Genomic DNA, 13,400 nt, shown 5'->3' with positions numbered 1-13,400 from the left:
AGGCCCGCACCCTCCAGGGTGCGGGCCGCCGCGGCGTTCCCCGGGACGCGGTCCCGGATCCGGGTCAGCGCTGGTCGTTGCCCAGGTGGTGCACCAGCACCATGTTGGTGGTGCCGGGGACGCCGGGCGGCGAACCGGCCGTCATGATCATGGTGTCGCCGCTGTTGTACCGCTGGAGCTTGAGCAGTTCGGCGTCGACCAGGTCCACCATCTCGTCGGTGTGGTCCACGTGCGGCACCACGAAGGACTCCACGCCCCAGCTCAGCGTGAGCTGGCAGGCGGTGGACGGCTCGGTGGTGAAGGCCAGGATCGGCTGGGCGGCGCGGTACCGCGACAGCCGCCGGGCGGTGTCGCCGGACTTGGTGAAGGCGATCAGCGCCTTGCCGTTGAGGAAGTCGGCCATCTCGCACGCCGCGCGGGCCACCGAACCGCCCTGCGTGCGCGGCTTCTTGCCGGGCACCAGCGGCTGGAGGCCGCGCGAGAGCAGCTCCTCCTCCGCGGCCTGGACGATCTTCGACATCGTCTTGACCGTCTCGATCGGGTACTGGCCGACCGAGGACTCCGCCGAGAGCATCACCGCGTCCGCGCCGTCCAGGATCGCGTTGGCGACGTCGGAGGCCTCGGCGCGGGTGGGCCGGGAGTTGGTGATCATCGACTCCATCATCTGGGTCGCCACGATCACCGGCTTGGCGTTGCGGCGGCACATCTCGATGAGCCGCTTCTGCACCATCGGCACCTTCTCCAGCGGGTACTCCACCGCCAGGTCGCCGCGGGCCACCATCACGCCGTCGAACGCGAGGACGACGTCCTCCATGTTCTCGACGGCCTGCGGCTTCTCCACCTTGGCGATCACCGGCACCCGGCGGCCGACCTCGTCCATCACCCGGTGGACGTCGCGCACGTCGGCGGCGTCGCGGACGAAGGACAGCGCCACCATGTCGCAGCCCATCCGCAGCGCGAACTTCAGGTCCTCGACGTCCTTCTCCGACAGCGCGGGGACGTTGACCGCCACGCCGGGCAGGTTGATGCCCTTGTGGTCGGAGATCACACCGCCCTCGATGACGATGCAGCGCACCCGGGGGCCGTCCACGTCGATCACCTGGAGGGAGACGTTGCCGTCGTTGATCAGGATCGCCTCGCCCTTGGAGACGTCGGCGGGCAGCCCCTTGTACGTGGTGCCGCAGATGGTCCTGTCGCCGGGCACGTCCTCGGTGGTGATGGTGAACTCGTCACCGCGGACGAGTTCCACCGGGCCGTCGGCGAAGGTCTCCAGGCGGATCTTGGGGCCCTGGAGGTCGGCGAGGACGCCGATCGCGCGCCCGGTCTCCTGGGACGCCTTGCGGAGGCGGTGGTACCGCTCCTCGTGCTCCGGGTGGCTTCCATGGCTCATGTTGAAGCGGGCCACGTTCATGCCGGCCTCGATCAGCGTCTTGAGCTGATCGTAGGAGTCCACGGCGGGGCCCAGAGTGCAGACGATTTTGGAACGGCGCATGGGGGCGATCCTATCTTTTGTTCAGTGGCGGAACGTTCCAGGGGGTGAGCTGGCTCACTTCCGTCCCGGGGTGCCGCCCGTGACCAGCGCGTACGTCTGGTCGGCGATCTCCAGCTCCTCGTCGGTGGGCACCACGGCCACCGCGACCCGCGCGGTGGGCGGGGAGATCAGCCGGGGCCCGTCGCCGCGCGCCGCGTTCAGCTCCGCGTCCACGGCCAGGCCCAGACCCTCCAGCCCGGCGACGGCGGCCTGCCGCACCGGGGCGGCGTTCTCGCCGACCCCGGCGGTGAAGGCCACCGCGTCCACCCGGCCGAGCACCGCGCAGTAGGCGCCGATGTACTTCCTCAGCCGGTGGACGTAGACGTCGAAGGCCAGGCGCGCCGACTCCGCGTCCGGCCCCTCCCCCTCCATCCGGCGCAGCACCTCCCGCATGTCGTTGTCCCCGCACAGGCCCCGCAGGCCGCTGCGCTTGTTCAGCAGGACGTCGATCTCGTCGACCGACATCCCGGCGACCCGCGTCAGGTGGAAGATCACCGCCGGATCGATGTCACCCGAACGGGTGCCCATCACCAGGCCCTCCAGCGGGGTGAGCCCCATGGAGGTGTCCACGCACCGTCCGCCGCGCACCGCCGAGGCCGACGAGCCGTTGCCCAGGTGCAGCACGATGACGTTCGTCTCGGACGGCTCCCGGCCCAGCAGCCCGGCGGTCCTCCGCGAGACGTACGCGTGCGAGGTGCCGTGGAAGCCGTAGCGGCGCACCCGGTGGGCGTCGGCGACGGCGGTGTCGATGGCGTACCGGGCGGCGTACTCGGGCATCGTCGTGTGGAACGCGGTGTCGAAGACCGCCACCTGCGGCAGGTGCGGAGCCAGCGCCATGGCCGTGCGGATGCCCGCGAGGTTGGCCGGGTTGTGCAGCGGCGCGACGGGCACCAGGCGTTCGATCTCGGCCAGCACCGCGTCGTCGATCACGGTCGGCTCGGTGAAGAGGCGCCCGCCGTGCACCACCCGGTGGCCGATGGCGGCCAGTTCCGGGGAGTCCAGGCCCAGGCCGTCGCGGGCCAGCTCGTCGGCGACGGACTTGAGCGCCGTCCCGTGGTCGGCGACCGGCTCCTCGCGCTCGCGCCGAGGGCCGCCGGCCGGGGAGTGGCGCAGGTGGGAGGTGCGCTCGCCGATCCGCTCGATGAGCCCGGCGGCCGGGCGGGAGCCGTCGGCCATGTCCAGGAGCTGGTACTTCACCGACGAGGAGCCGGTGTTCAGGACGAGGACGCGGGTGCCCCTCACTCGTTCGCCGCCTTCCCGGCCGTTCCGGTCGCCGCACCCGGCCGGTCCGGCCCGCCCGGGGCCCTCCCGCCCTGCTGCGCCTGGATCGCGGTGATCGCCACGGTGGTGACGATGTCCTGCACCAGGGCGCCGCGCGAGAGGTCGTTGACCGGCTTGCGCAGGCCCTGCAGGACCGGGCCGACGGCCACCGCGCCGGCCGAGCGCTGGACGGCCTTGTAGGTGTTGTTGCCGGTGTTGAGGTCCGGGAAGACCAGCACGGTGGCCCGCCCCGCGACCTTCGACTCCGGCAGCTTGGTCGCCGCGACCGACGGCTCCACCGCGGCGTCGTACTGGATCGGCCCCTCCACCAGCAGGTCCGGGCGGCGCTCGCGCACCAGCTCCGTCGCCCGCCGCACCTTGTCCACGTCCGCGCCGGAGCCGGAGGTGCCGGTGGAGTACGACAGCATCGCGATCCGCGGGTCGACGCCGAACCGCGCGGCGGTGGCGGCCGACTGGACGGCGATGTCGGCGAGCTGCTCGGCGTCCGGGTCGGGGTTGACCGCGCAGTCGCCGTAGACCAGCACCTTCTCGGCCAGGCACATGAAGAACACCGAGGAGACGATCGCGGCGTCCGGCTTGGTGCGGATGACCTCGAAGGCCGGCCGCAGCGTCGCCGCCGTCGAGTGGGCCGCGCCCGAGACCATGCCGTCGGCCAGCCCCTCCTGGACCATCAGGACGCCGAAGTAGGAGACGTCGACCACCTGGTCGTAGGCCAGCTCGTAGGTGACGCCCTTGTGGGCGCGCAGCCTCGCGTACAGCTCGGCGAAGCGCTCGCGCAGCGGCGAGGTGTACGGGTCCACCACGCGGACGGAGGTGCCCGGCCCCTCGGGCACCTCCTCGGGGCCCAGCAGGCCCAGGTCGATGCCGAGCTCGGCGGTGCGCTTGCGGATCGCGCCCTCGTCGCCCAGCAGGGTCAGGTCGCACACGCCCCGGCGCATCAGCACCTCGGCCGCCCGCAGCACCCGCTCCTCGGCGCCCTCCGGCAGGACGACGTGGCGGCGGTCGGAGCGCGCCCGCTCGATCAGCTCGTGCTCGAACATCATCGGGGTGACCCGGTCGCTGCGGACCACCGAGAGGCGCTCGGTGAGCCGGGCGGTGTCCACGTGGTTCTCGAAGAGGCCGAGGGCGATCTCCGCCTTGCGCGGATTGGCCGTCGTCAGCCTGCCCTCCAGGGACATCAGCTCGCCGGCGGTGGGGAACGAGCCGCCGGGCACCGACAGCACCGGGGTGCCCGGGGAGAGCCGGGCGGCCAGCGCCATGGTCTCCTCGCCGGGCTGCTGCCCGACGGTGAGCAGCACCCCGGCGATGGCGGGGGAGCCCGCGGAGTGGGCGGCCAGCGAGCCGACGACCAGATCGGCCCGGTCGCCGGGGGTGATGACCATGCAGCCCTCGGTCAGGGCGGGCAGGAAGGTCGGCAGCGTGGCGCCGCCGAAGACGAAGCCGCGCACGTCGCGGGCGAGCCCGGCCGGATCCCCCTGGAGGACCTTCGCGCCCAGCGCCTCGGCGACCTGGGCGACGGTCGGCGCGGCCAGCGCGGGCTCCTCGGGCAGGGCGTACACCGGCACCGGCAGATGGCCGTCGAGGCCGGCGGCGGCGTGGCCGTCGGCGACCCGGTTGGCGATCATGGCGATGACCTCGCAGCCCAGCGAGGCGTACGCGTGGTGGGCGTTGCGGACCTCGGCGGTCAGCGAGTCGAGGTCCTGGCCGGTGCCGGCCACCACGGGCAGCACCGCCGCGCCGAACTCGTTGGCCAGCCGGGCGTTGAGCGTCAGCTCGGCGGGCAGGCCGGTGTCGGCGAAGTCGGTGCCCAGGACGAGGACGGCCTCGTAGTCGCGGGCGACGGCGCGGAAGCGGTCCACCAGCCGGGACACCAGCTCGTCGACGCCCCTGTCGGCCAGGGCGGCGGCGGCCTCGTCGTAGCCGAGCCCGACCACGGTCCCCGCGGGCTGGGACAGCCGGTAGCGGCTGCGCAGCAGGTCGTAGATGGGGTCCGGCCCGTCGTGGGCGAGGGGGCGGAAGACGCCGACCCGGCCGATCCGCCGGGACAGGAGTTCCATGACCCCCAGCTCCACGACCTGGCGGCCGTCCCCGCGGCCGATGCCGGTCACGTACACGCTGCGCGTCACGTGTGCTCTCCCTACTCGTCGCACCCCGGCCCGTCGCGGGCCGCGCTCCTCCGTCGGGTACCCGGGCGCACCGCCGTGGAAAAGTGCCGGACAAGCGGCGTTACCGGTACGTATCTGTGCTTACCTGCGCACTTGCTCCTTTGACTACCCTTGACCTTACCGCCGTGCCCGGTGGGGCCGCGTGCCGGTCGCGTCTCGAACGGTATGTGAGACGGACGGCGGCAATGCGTTCAGGACGTGAAAGAATCGCGGCGGCGCACCCCGAACCAGCAGCGAGCAGGAGAAACGATCCCCATGCGCATCGGAGTCCTCACCGCAGGCGGCGACTGCCCCGGTCTGAACGCCGTGATCCGTTCGGTCGTGCACCGTGCCGTGGTCGACCGGCACGACGAGGTCATCGGCTTCGAGGACGGGTTCAAGGGCCTGCTCGACGGCCGTTACCGCGAACTCGACATCGATTCCGTCTCCGGCATCCTCGCCCGGGGCGGCACCATCCTGGGCTCGGCCCGGCTGGAGCGCGACCGGCTGCGCGAGGCGTGCCAGAACTCCGAGGAACTGCTGGAGCGGCTCGGCCTCGACGCGCTCATCCCCATCGGCGGCGAGGGCACCCTCACCGCCTCCCGGATGCTCGCCGACGCCGGACTGCCGGTGGTCGGCGTGCCCAAGACGATCGACAACGACATCTCCGCCACCGACCGCACCTTCGGCTTCGACACGGCCGTCACCGTGGCCACCGAGGCGATCGACCGGCTGAAGACCACCGCCGAGTCCCACCAGCGCGTGATGGTCGTGGAGGTCATGGGGCGGCACGCGGGCTGGATCGCGCTGGAGGCCGGGATGGCCGGCGGCGCCCACGGCATCTGCGTGCCCGAGCGGCCCTTCCAGGTCGACGACCTGTGCAAGATGATCGAGGAGCGCTTCGCGCGCGGCAAGAAGTTCGCGGTGCTCTGCGTCGCCGAGGGCGCGCGCCCGGCCGAGGGCTCGATGCCGTACGAGAAGGGCCGGATCGACCAGTACGGGCACGAGCGCTTCACCGGCATCGGCAACCGGCTCGCCATCGAGCTGGAGCACCGTCTGGGCAAGGAGGCCCGGCCGGTCATCCTCGGCCACGTGCAGCGCGGCGGCACCCCCACCGCGTACGACCGCGTGCTGGCCACCCGCTTCGGCTGGCACGCCGTGGAGGCCGCGCACCGCGGCGACTTCGGCATGATGACGGCCCTGCGCGGCAACGAGATCGTGATGGCACCGCTGGCCGACGCGGTCGCCGAGCTGAAGACGGTGCCGCAGGACCGGATGGACGAGACCGAGGCCGTCTTCTGACCGGTCCCCGCACCGGCTGACGCCGTTTTGCCGCCGCGCCCGCGGCGCCCTTCCGGGGGCCGCCGCGGGCGCGGCGCGCGTCCGGGCCCGGCCCGGTCCCCGGCCGTGCGCCCGGCGCGGAGCCGCCGCCGGGGGCGGCCGTATCTCAGCCGCGCCAGCGGTAGTACAGCTCCGGCCGTCCCACCTGCCCGTACTGCGGGGTGCGCTCGGCCTGCCCGGCGCCGACCAGGTACTCCAGATAGCGGCGGGCGGTGATCCGGTTGACGCCCACCCGCTCGGCCGCCGCGCTCGCCGTCAGACCCTCCCCGGCGGCCGAGCGCAGCGCGGAGGTGACCGACTCCAGGGTGGCGGCGCTCAGCCCCTTGGGCAGCGTGACGCCTCCCGGCGCCCGCAGCGTGGCCAGCGCCCGGTCCACCTCCGCCTGGCTGCCGGCCTCCGCGCCCGCGGAGGTGGTGGTCATCCGGAACTGGGCGTACCGCTGGAGCCGGTCGCGCAGCGTGGGGAAGGTGAAGGGCTTCAGCACGTGCTGGACGACCCCGAGCGAGACCCCCTCGCGGACGACGGCCAGGTCGCGCGCGGAGGTGACGGCGAAGACGTCGGTGGTGTGGCCCGCCGCGCGCAGCGCCCGCACCAGGGCCAGGCCGTGGCCGTCGGGGAGGTAGAGGTCGAGCAGGATCAGGTCGACCTCCAGCCGGTCCAGGGCCCGCCCGGCCTCCGCCCGGGAGTGCGCCACCCCCGCGACGGTGAAGCCCGGCACCCGGGAGACGTACAGGGCGTGGGCGTCGGCGGCCACCGGGTCGTCCTCGACCACCAGCACCCGTATGGGCTCCCCGCCGCCCGCGCCGCCCCCGGTCACGCCCCCGCCCCCACGGCGGCGCGCAGCGGCAGCCGTACGGTGAACTCCGCGCCGCCGCCGGGCGCCCCGGCCAGCTCCACGGTGCCGCCGTGCCGCCGTGCGGTCTGCCGCACCAGCGCCAGGCCCAGTCCCCGGCCCCCGGGCCCGGCGGACTTGGTGGACCAGCCGCGCCGGAAGACCTCCTCGGCCGCCTCCGGACCGATGCCCGGCCCGCTGTCGGCCACGCGCAGCAGCAGCTCGCCCTCCGACGCCCGTACGGTCACCGTGACCCGGGCGGTACGGCCGCCCTCCGCGGCGCCTCCCGCCGTGCTCTCCGCAGCGCCCGCCGCCGTGCTCTCCGCAGCGCCCTCCGCGGCGTCGCAGGACGCGGCGTCGAGGGCGTTGTCGATCAGATTGCCCAGCACCGTCACCAGGTCCCGGGCGGTCAGGTCCGGCGGCAGCAGGCCGTCGTCGACGCTGCTGTCCTGGGTGAGCACCAGCTCCACGCCGCGCTCGTTCGCCTGCGCCGCCTTGCCCAGCAGCAGCGCGGCCAGCACCGGCTCGGCGACCGCCGCGACCACCTGGTCGGTCAGCGCCTGGGCCAGCTCCAGCTCGGCCGTGGCGAACTCCACCGCCTCCCGCTCCCGCCCCAGCTCGATCAGGGAGACCACGGCGTGCAGCCGGTTGGCGGCCTCGTGCGCCTGGGAGCGCAGGGCCTCGGCGAAGCCGCGCACCGAGTCCAGCTCGCCGGTGAGCGCCTGGAGTTCGGTGTGGTCGCGCAGGGTGACCACCGTGCCCCGCCGGTCGCGCACCGACACCGGCGAGGTGTTCACCACCACCACGCGCTCGTCCGTCAGGTGCACCTCGTCCACGCGCGGCTCGGAGGCCAGCAGCGCCCCGGTCAGCGGCGCGGGCAGGCCCAGCTCGGCGACGCCCAGCCCGACGACCTCGCGCCCGGTCAGGCCGAGCAGTTCGCGGGCGCCGTCGTTGATCAGGGCGATGCGGCGCTGCCCGTCGAGCATCACCAGCCCCTCGCGCACGGCGTGCAGCGTGGCCTGGTGGTAGGCGTGCATCCGGCTCAGCTCGGCGGCGTTCATGCCGTGGGTGTGGCGGCGCAGCCGGGCGTTGACCACGTACGTGCCCAGCCCGCCCAGCAGCACCGCGCCCCCGGCCACCGCGAGCAGGACGGCCATCTGCCGCTCCACCTCGGCCGTGATCCGCTCGACCGCGATCCCGGCGCTCACCAGGCCCACGATCCGCCCGCCGCCGTCGCGGACGGGCGTGACCACCCGCACCGAGGGGCCGAGCGTGCCGGTGTAGGTCTCGTGGAAGGTCTCGCCGCGCTGGGCCGGGCCGATGTGGCCCACGAAGGGCAGGCCGATGCGGTCGGGCTCGGGGTGCGTCCAGCGGATGCCGCGCGGATCCATGATCGTGACGAAGGTGACCCCGGTGTCGCGGCGGACCCGCTCGGCGTACGGCTGGAGGCGCGCGCTCGGGTCTGGCGAGGCGATCGCCTCCGCCACCGAGGGCGAGTCGGCGATCGTACGGGCCGTCGCGGTGGCCCGGTGCCGGGCCGAGGTCTCGGCCTGCTCCCGGTCGTTCAGGTAGGTGAACAGCGCGCACCCGGCCACCACGGCGGCCACCAGCACGACCTGCATCGCGAAGAGCTGGCCTGCCAGGCTGCGGGGACGGGACAGACGCATGGCCCCAGTCTGCCCGCTCACCTGCTCGATCGTCCCTCCCCGGAAGCCGGGCGCCTTGGCCGCCGGGCCGCCGCGCGAACCCCGCCACGGCCGGAATGCCGTCTTCCGGAAGGGTTTTCCGTGCACGTAATGCACGCAACCGTGATTGGCCTCACACCCGGGTGCATAGTCGCCGGGACTCCACGCGAGTCGGAGCCGCACCACCCGAGGAGCCCGACGTGCCACCCCAGAACGAGCAGGCCGAGCAGAGCGAGCAGGCCGAGCGGACCGCGCGGACGAAGAGACGCGACCGCACCCACTACCTCTACATCGCCGTGATCGCCGCGGTGCTGGCGGGCATCGTGCTCGGCTTCGCCGCCCCCGGCGTCGCCAAGGAGCTCAAGCCGCTGGGCACCGGGTTCGTCAACCTCATCAAGATGATGATCTCGCCGGTGATCTTCTGCACCATCGTGCTGGGCATCGGCTCGGTGCGGAAGGCCGCCAAGGTCGGCGCGGTGGGCGGGCTCGCGCTCGGCTACTTCATGGTGATGTCCACCGTCGCCCTGGCCATCGGCCTGGTCGTCGGCAACGTGCTGGACCCCGGTTCCGGGCTCCGGCTCACCGAGGAGGCCAGGAGCGCCGGCGCGGCGCAGGCCGAGGGCGCCGGCGAGGGCACGGTCGACTTCCTGCTCGGCATCGTCCCGACGACGCTGGTCTCCGCCTTCACCGAGGGCGAGGTCCTCCAGACCCTGCTGGTGGCCCTGCTGGTGGGCTTCGCCCTCCAGGCGATGGGCCCGGCCGGCGAACCGGTGCTGCGCGGCGTCGGCCACATCCAGCGACTGGTCTTCCGCGTGCTCGCCATGATCATGTGGGTGGCCCCGGTCGGCGCCTTCGGCGCCATCGCCGCGGTGGTCGGCGAGACGGGCGTGGACGCGCTGACGTCCCTGGCCGTCATCATGATCGGCTTCTACGCCACCTGCCTGCTGTTCGTCTTCGTGGTGCTGGGCGCGCTGCTGAAGCTGGTGGCGGGCCTGAACATCCTCACCCTGCTCAGGTACCTGGGCCGCGAGTTCCTGCTGATCCTGTCCACCTCCTCGTCGGAGTCGGCGCTGCCGCGCCTGATCGCGAAGATGGAGCACCTGGGCGTCAGCAAGCCGGTCGTGGGGATCACCGTCCCCACCGGCTACTCCTTCAACCTCGACGGCACCGCCATCTACCTGACGATGGCCTCCCTGTTCGTGGCCGAGGCGATGGGCGACCCGCTCTCGGTGGGCCAGCAGATCTCCCTGCTCGTCTTCATGATCATCGCTTCGAAGGGCGCGGCGGGCGTCACCGGCGCCGGTCTGGCCACCCTCGCCGGCGGCCTGCAGTCCCACCGCCCCGAACTGGTGGACGGCGTCGGCCTGATCGTCGGCATCGACCGCTTCATGAGCGAGGCCCGCGCGCTGACCAACTTCGCCGGCAACGCGGTCGCCACCGTCCTGGTCGGCACCTGGACCAAGGAGATCGACGGGGAGCGGGTGCGGGAGGTGCTGGCCGGCCGCGTCCCGTTCGATGAGCGGACACTCCTCGACGACGGCGGCGACGGCGGCGACACCGACGACAACGGCAATGGCGGCGACACCGACGGCGCCGACGACACCGACGACAACGCCGCCGCCGGCGAGGGTGGCCGGACCGGCGCCCCCGGCGACACCGGGACCACGCGGGAACCCGCCCCCACCGGGCCCGCCTCCAGGAGGCCCGCGGGCGTCTGACCTCCCCGTATCCGCCCCGGGCCCCACCGCACGGCCCTGTCCGCTCCCCCCACTGGACAGGGCCGTGCGGCCTTTCGCGCGGTCAGGCCGGGACGAGCCAGATCGTCGCCAGCGGCGGCAGCGTCGGGGCGATGGAGGCCGGGCGGCCGTGGGCCGGGGCCGAGTCGGTCTTCAGCGGCTCCGGATTGCCCACGCCGCTCCCGCCGTACCGCGGGGCGTCGGTGTTGAGGACCTCCCGCCAGGCGGGCGCCTCGTCCGGGACGCCGAGCCGGTAGTCGTGGCGGACGACGGGCGAGAAGTTGGAGACGGCGATCAGGGGGGTGCCGTCCGCGGAGTACCGCAGGAACGCGAAGACGTTGTCGTCGGCCGCGCCCCCCTCGATCCACGAGAAGCCCGCCGGATCGGTGTCCAGCTCCCACAGCGCGGGCGTGGCGGTGTAGACGCGGTTGAGGTCGCGGACCAGGTCGCGCACCCCCTCGTGGTCGCCGGCGGCGGAGTACGCCGGGTCCAGCAGCCACCAGTCCGGCCCGTGCGCCTCCGACCACTCCGCGCCCTGGGCGAACTCCTGCCCCATGAACAGCAGCTGCTTGCCCGGGTGGGACCACATGAAGCCCAGGTACGCCCGGTGGTTGGCCCGCTGCTGCCACCAGTCGCCCGGCATCTTCGACACCAGCGACCGCTTGCCGTGCACCACCTCGTCGTGGGAGATGGGCAGGATGTAGTTCTCCGAGTAGGCGTACACCATCGAGAACGTCATCTCGTTGTGGTGGTACCTGCGGTGGATCGGCTCCTTGGTCATGTACTCCAGGGAGTCGTGCATCCAGCCCATGTTCCACTTGAAGCCGAAGCCCAGCCCGCCGAAGCCGCCCGGCCCGGTGTGGTGGGTGGCGCGGGTGACGCCGTCCCAGGCGGTGGACTCCTCGGCTGCGGTGATCACACCGGGGCAGCGGCGGTAGACGGTGGCGTTCATCTCCTGGAGGAAGGCCACCGCGTCCAGGTTCTCCCGGCCGCCGTGGACGTTGGGGGTCCACTGGCCGGGCTCGCGCGAGTAGTCGAGGTAGAGCATCGAGGCGACGGCGTCCACGCGCAGGCCGTCGATGTGGAACTCCTCGCACCAGTAGACCGCGTTGGCGACCAGGAAGTTGCGGACCTCGGTGCGGCCGAAGTTGAACTCCAGCGTCCCCCAGTCCGGGTGCTCGGCGCGGGCCGGGTCGGAGTGCTCGTACAGCGCGGTGCCGTCGAAGCGGGCCAGGGCCCACTCGTCCTTGGGGAAGTGCGCGGGCACCCAGTCCATCAGCACGCCGATGCCCTCCTGGTGGAGGCGGTCGACCAGGTACCGGAAGTCGTCGGGCGTGCCCATCCGCGAGGTGGGCGCGTAGAAGCCGGTGACCTGGTAGCCCCAGGAGCCGCCGAAGGGGTGCTCGGCGACCGGCATCAGCTCCACGTGCGTGAAGCCCAGGTCCCTCACGTACGCCGGGAGCTGCTCGGCCAGCTCGCGGTAGGTCAGGCCGGGCCGCCAGGAGGGCAGGTGCACCTCGTAGACCGACAGGGGCGCCCGGTGCGGCGGGCGCTCGGCCCGGCGCGCCATCCACTCCCCGTCGTGCCAGGTGTGGACCGAGTCCTCCACGATCGAGGCGGTCGCGGGCGGCACCTCGGTGCGGCGGGCCATCGGGTCGGCGCGCAGGGTGTGGGAGCCGTCGGGGCGGGTGATGTCGAACTTGTACAGCGCGCCCGGCCCGACGCCGGGCAGGAACACCTCCCACACGCCGCTGCCGCCCAGCGAGCGCATGGGGCAGGCGGTCCCGTCCCAGTAGTTGAAGTCCCCGGCGACCCGCACCCCCAGCGCGTTGGGCGCCCAGACGGTGAAGCGGGTGCCGGACACCCCGTCGACGCTCATGGGCCGGGCGCCGAGCGCCCGCCACAGCTCCTCGTGACGGCCCTCGCCGATCAGGTGCAGGTCCAGCTCGCCGAGGGCGGGCGGGAAGCGGTACGGGTCCTCGGTCTCGATCTCGTCCTCGCCGGGCTCCTCGCCGTAGCGCACCAGCAGCCGGTAGGAGGGGAGCGAGGACCCGGCCGCCAGCGGGAGCACCCCGGAGAACAGCCCGTCCCCGTCGTCGTGCAGCTCGGCCCGCATGCCCCCGGCCAGGACGGCCACCGAGCGGGCGTACGGGCGCAGCGTGCGGAACAGCACCCCGCCGGGCACCTCGTGCGGGCCGAGCACCGTGTGCGGGTCGTGGTGGGAGCCGTGCAGCAGGCGCTGGCGCTCACCGGGGTCCAGCGGGGCGGCGGCGCCCACGCCGTGCCCGGCCGGCGCGTCGTCGCTCCGGCGCGGCGCGGGCGGACGGGCGCCGGGCCAGTTGGGCGCGTGGTCCTTCAGCGGCTCGGTCTGGGGCCGGGCGACCGGCCCGGAGGCGGCGGCCTTCCCGGCCGGGACCTTCTTCGCGACCGCCTCCTTCACGGCCGTCCTCCCGGCCGGCGCCTTCTTCGCGACCGCCTTCTTGGTCACCGTCTTCTCGGTCGCGGTCTTCTTGGCGGCCGTCTTCTTCGCGGCGGTCTTCTTGGCCGGAACCTTCTTGGCCGGGGCCTCCTTCGCGGCGGTCTTCTTGGCGGTCTTCTTCGCGGTGGCCTTCTTGGCGGTCTTCTTGACCGCCTTCTTGACCGCCTTCTTGGCGGTCTTCGCGGCGGCCTCCGCCGCGGTCCCCTCCCCGGCGGACTCCGCGGTCCCGGCCGGGTCCTCCGGACCGGTGGCTCCGGAGGACCCGGCCGGGACGGCGTCCTCGTCCCGGGGGCTGGTGCGGACGGGCCGCTGGGAAGCGTCGGGGAGCGGTCGGCTGTCGGGACGGGGGGTCACGGAAGAAGCCTCCTGTG

General features: G+C 73.4%; 7 protein-coding genes and 1 pseudogene. 2 read left to right on the top strand and 6 right to left on the bottom strand.

The window, feature by feature from the left end; genetic code table 11:
- Positions 1 to 64 precede the first annotated feature (64 nt).
- From pyk to pta, 3 genes are read right to left on the bottom strand one after another with little or no spacing between them, the layout of a single operon-like run.
- Positions 65 to 1,492, bottom strand: coding sequence for a pyruvate kinase (gene pyk, locus QC029_RS21440; protein WP_279557358.1), 1,428 nt, complete (start codon positions 1,490 to 1,492; stop codon positions 65 to 67).
- Between the two features lie 54 nt (positions 1,493 to 1,546).
- Positions 1,547 to 2,773 carry an acetate kinase gene (locus QC029_RS21435; RefSeq protein WP_279557357.1) on the bottom strand — a complete coding sequence of 409 codons (1,227 nt, stop codon included), beginning with the start codon at positions 2,771 to 2,773 and terminating at the stop codon, positions 1,547 to 1,549.
- Positions 2,770 to 4,938 carry a phosphate acetyltransferase gene (gene pta, locus QC029_RS21430; RefSeq protein WP_279557356.1) on the bottom strand — a complete coding sequence of 723 codons (2,169 nt, stop codon included), beginning with the start codon at positions 4,936 to 4,938 and terminating at the stop codon, positions 2,770 to 2,772. The genes QC029_RS21435 and pta overlap by 4 nt, the downstream gene beginning before the upstream one ends.
- A 294-nt stretch (positions 4,939 to 5,232) precedes the next feature.
- Between pta and QC029_RS21425 the strand changes: the two genes are divergently transcribed.
- Positions 5,233 to 6,258 carry an ATP-dependent 6-phosphofructokinase gene (locus QC029_RS21425; RefSeq protein ID WP_279557355.1) on the top strand — a complete coding sequence of 342 codons (1,026 nt, stop codon included), beginning with the start codon at positions 5,233 to 5,235 and terminating at the stop codon, positions 6,256 to 6,258.
- Between the two features lie 145 nt (positions 6,259 to 6,403).
- On the opposite strand, the gene QC029_RS21420 is transcribed toward QC029_RS21425, so the two are convergent.
- On the bottom strand, positions 6,404 to 7,114 hold the full coding sequence (locus tag QC029_RS21420; protein WP_279557354.1) for a response regulator: 711 nt from the start codon (positions 7,112 to 7,114) through the stop codon (positions 6,404 to 6,406).
- Complete coding sequence (locus QC029_RS21415; protein WP_279557353.1) at positions 7,111 to 8,796, bottom strand: sensor histidine kinase; 1,686 nt, start codon at positions 8,794 to 8,796, stop codon at positions 7,111 to 7,113. Before QC029_RS21415 ends, QC029_RS21420 begins: the two co-directional genes overlap by 4 nt.
- A gap of 314 nt (positions 8,797 to 9,110) precedes the next feature.
- Here QC029_RS21415 and QC029_RS21410 point away from each other — a divergent pair.
- Positions 9,111 to 10,352: pseudogene (locus QC029_RS21410) on the top strand (cation:dicarboxylase symporter family transporter); the annotation flags it as partial.
- 262 nt (positions 10,353 to 10,614) lie between these two features.
- Here the strand turns inward: QC029_RS21410 and glgB are convergent.
- Positions 10,615 to 13,383: a 1,4-alpha-glucan branching enzyme gene (gene glgB, locus QC029_RS21405; protein ID WP_279557352.1), complete on the bottom strand. Its 2,769-nt coding sequence runs from the start codon at positions 13,381 to 13,383 to the stop codon at positions 10,615 to 10,617.
- Positions 13,384 to 13,400 lie beyond the last annotated feature (17 nt).

The sequence above is a fragment of the Streptomyces sp. DH37 genome, assembly GCF_029813835.1.
Lineage (GTDB): Bacteria > Actinomycetota > Actinomycetes > Streptomycetales > Streptomycetaceae > Streptomyces.
Note: the sequence above shows the minus strand (reverse complement) of the source record. Positions and strands in the feature narration are given on the sequence as shown.

Bases quoted from the DNA above. Each gene is read 5' to 3' on its own strand.
- pyk (WP_279557358.1), bottom strand. From the start codon at position 1,492: ATGCGCCGTTCCAAAATCGTCTGCACTCTGGGCCCCGCCGTGGACTCC.
- QC029_RS21425 (WP_279557355.1), top strand. From the start codon at position 5,233: ATGCGCATCGGAGTCCTCACCGCAGGCGGCGACTGCCCCGGTCTGAAC.
- QC029_RS21415 (WP_279557353.1), bottom strand. From the start codon at position 8,796: ATGCGTCTGTCCCGTCCCCGCAGCCTGGCAGGCCAGCTCTTCGCGATG.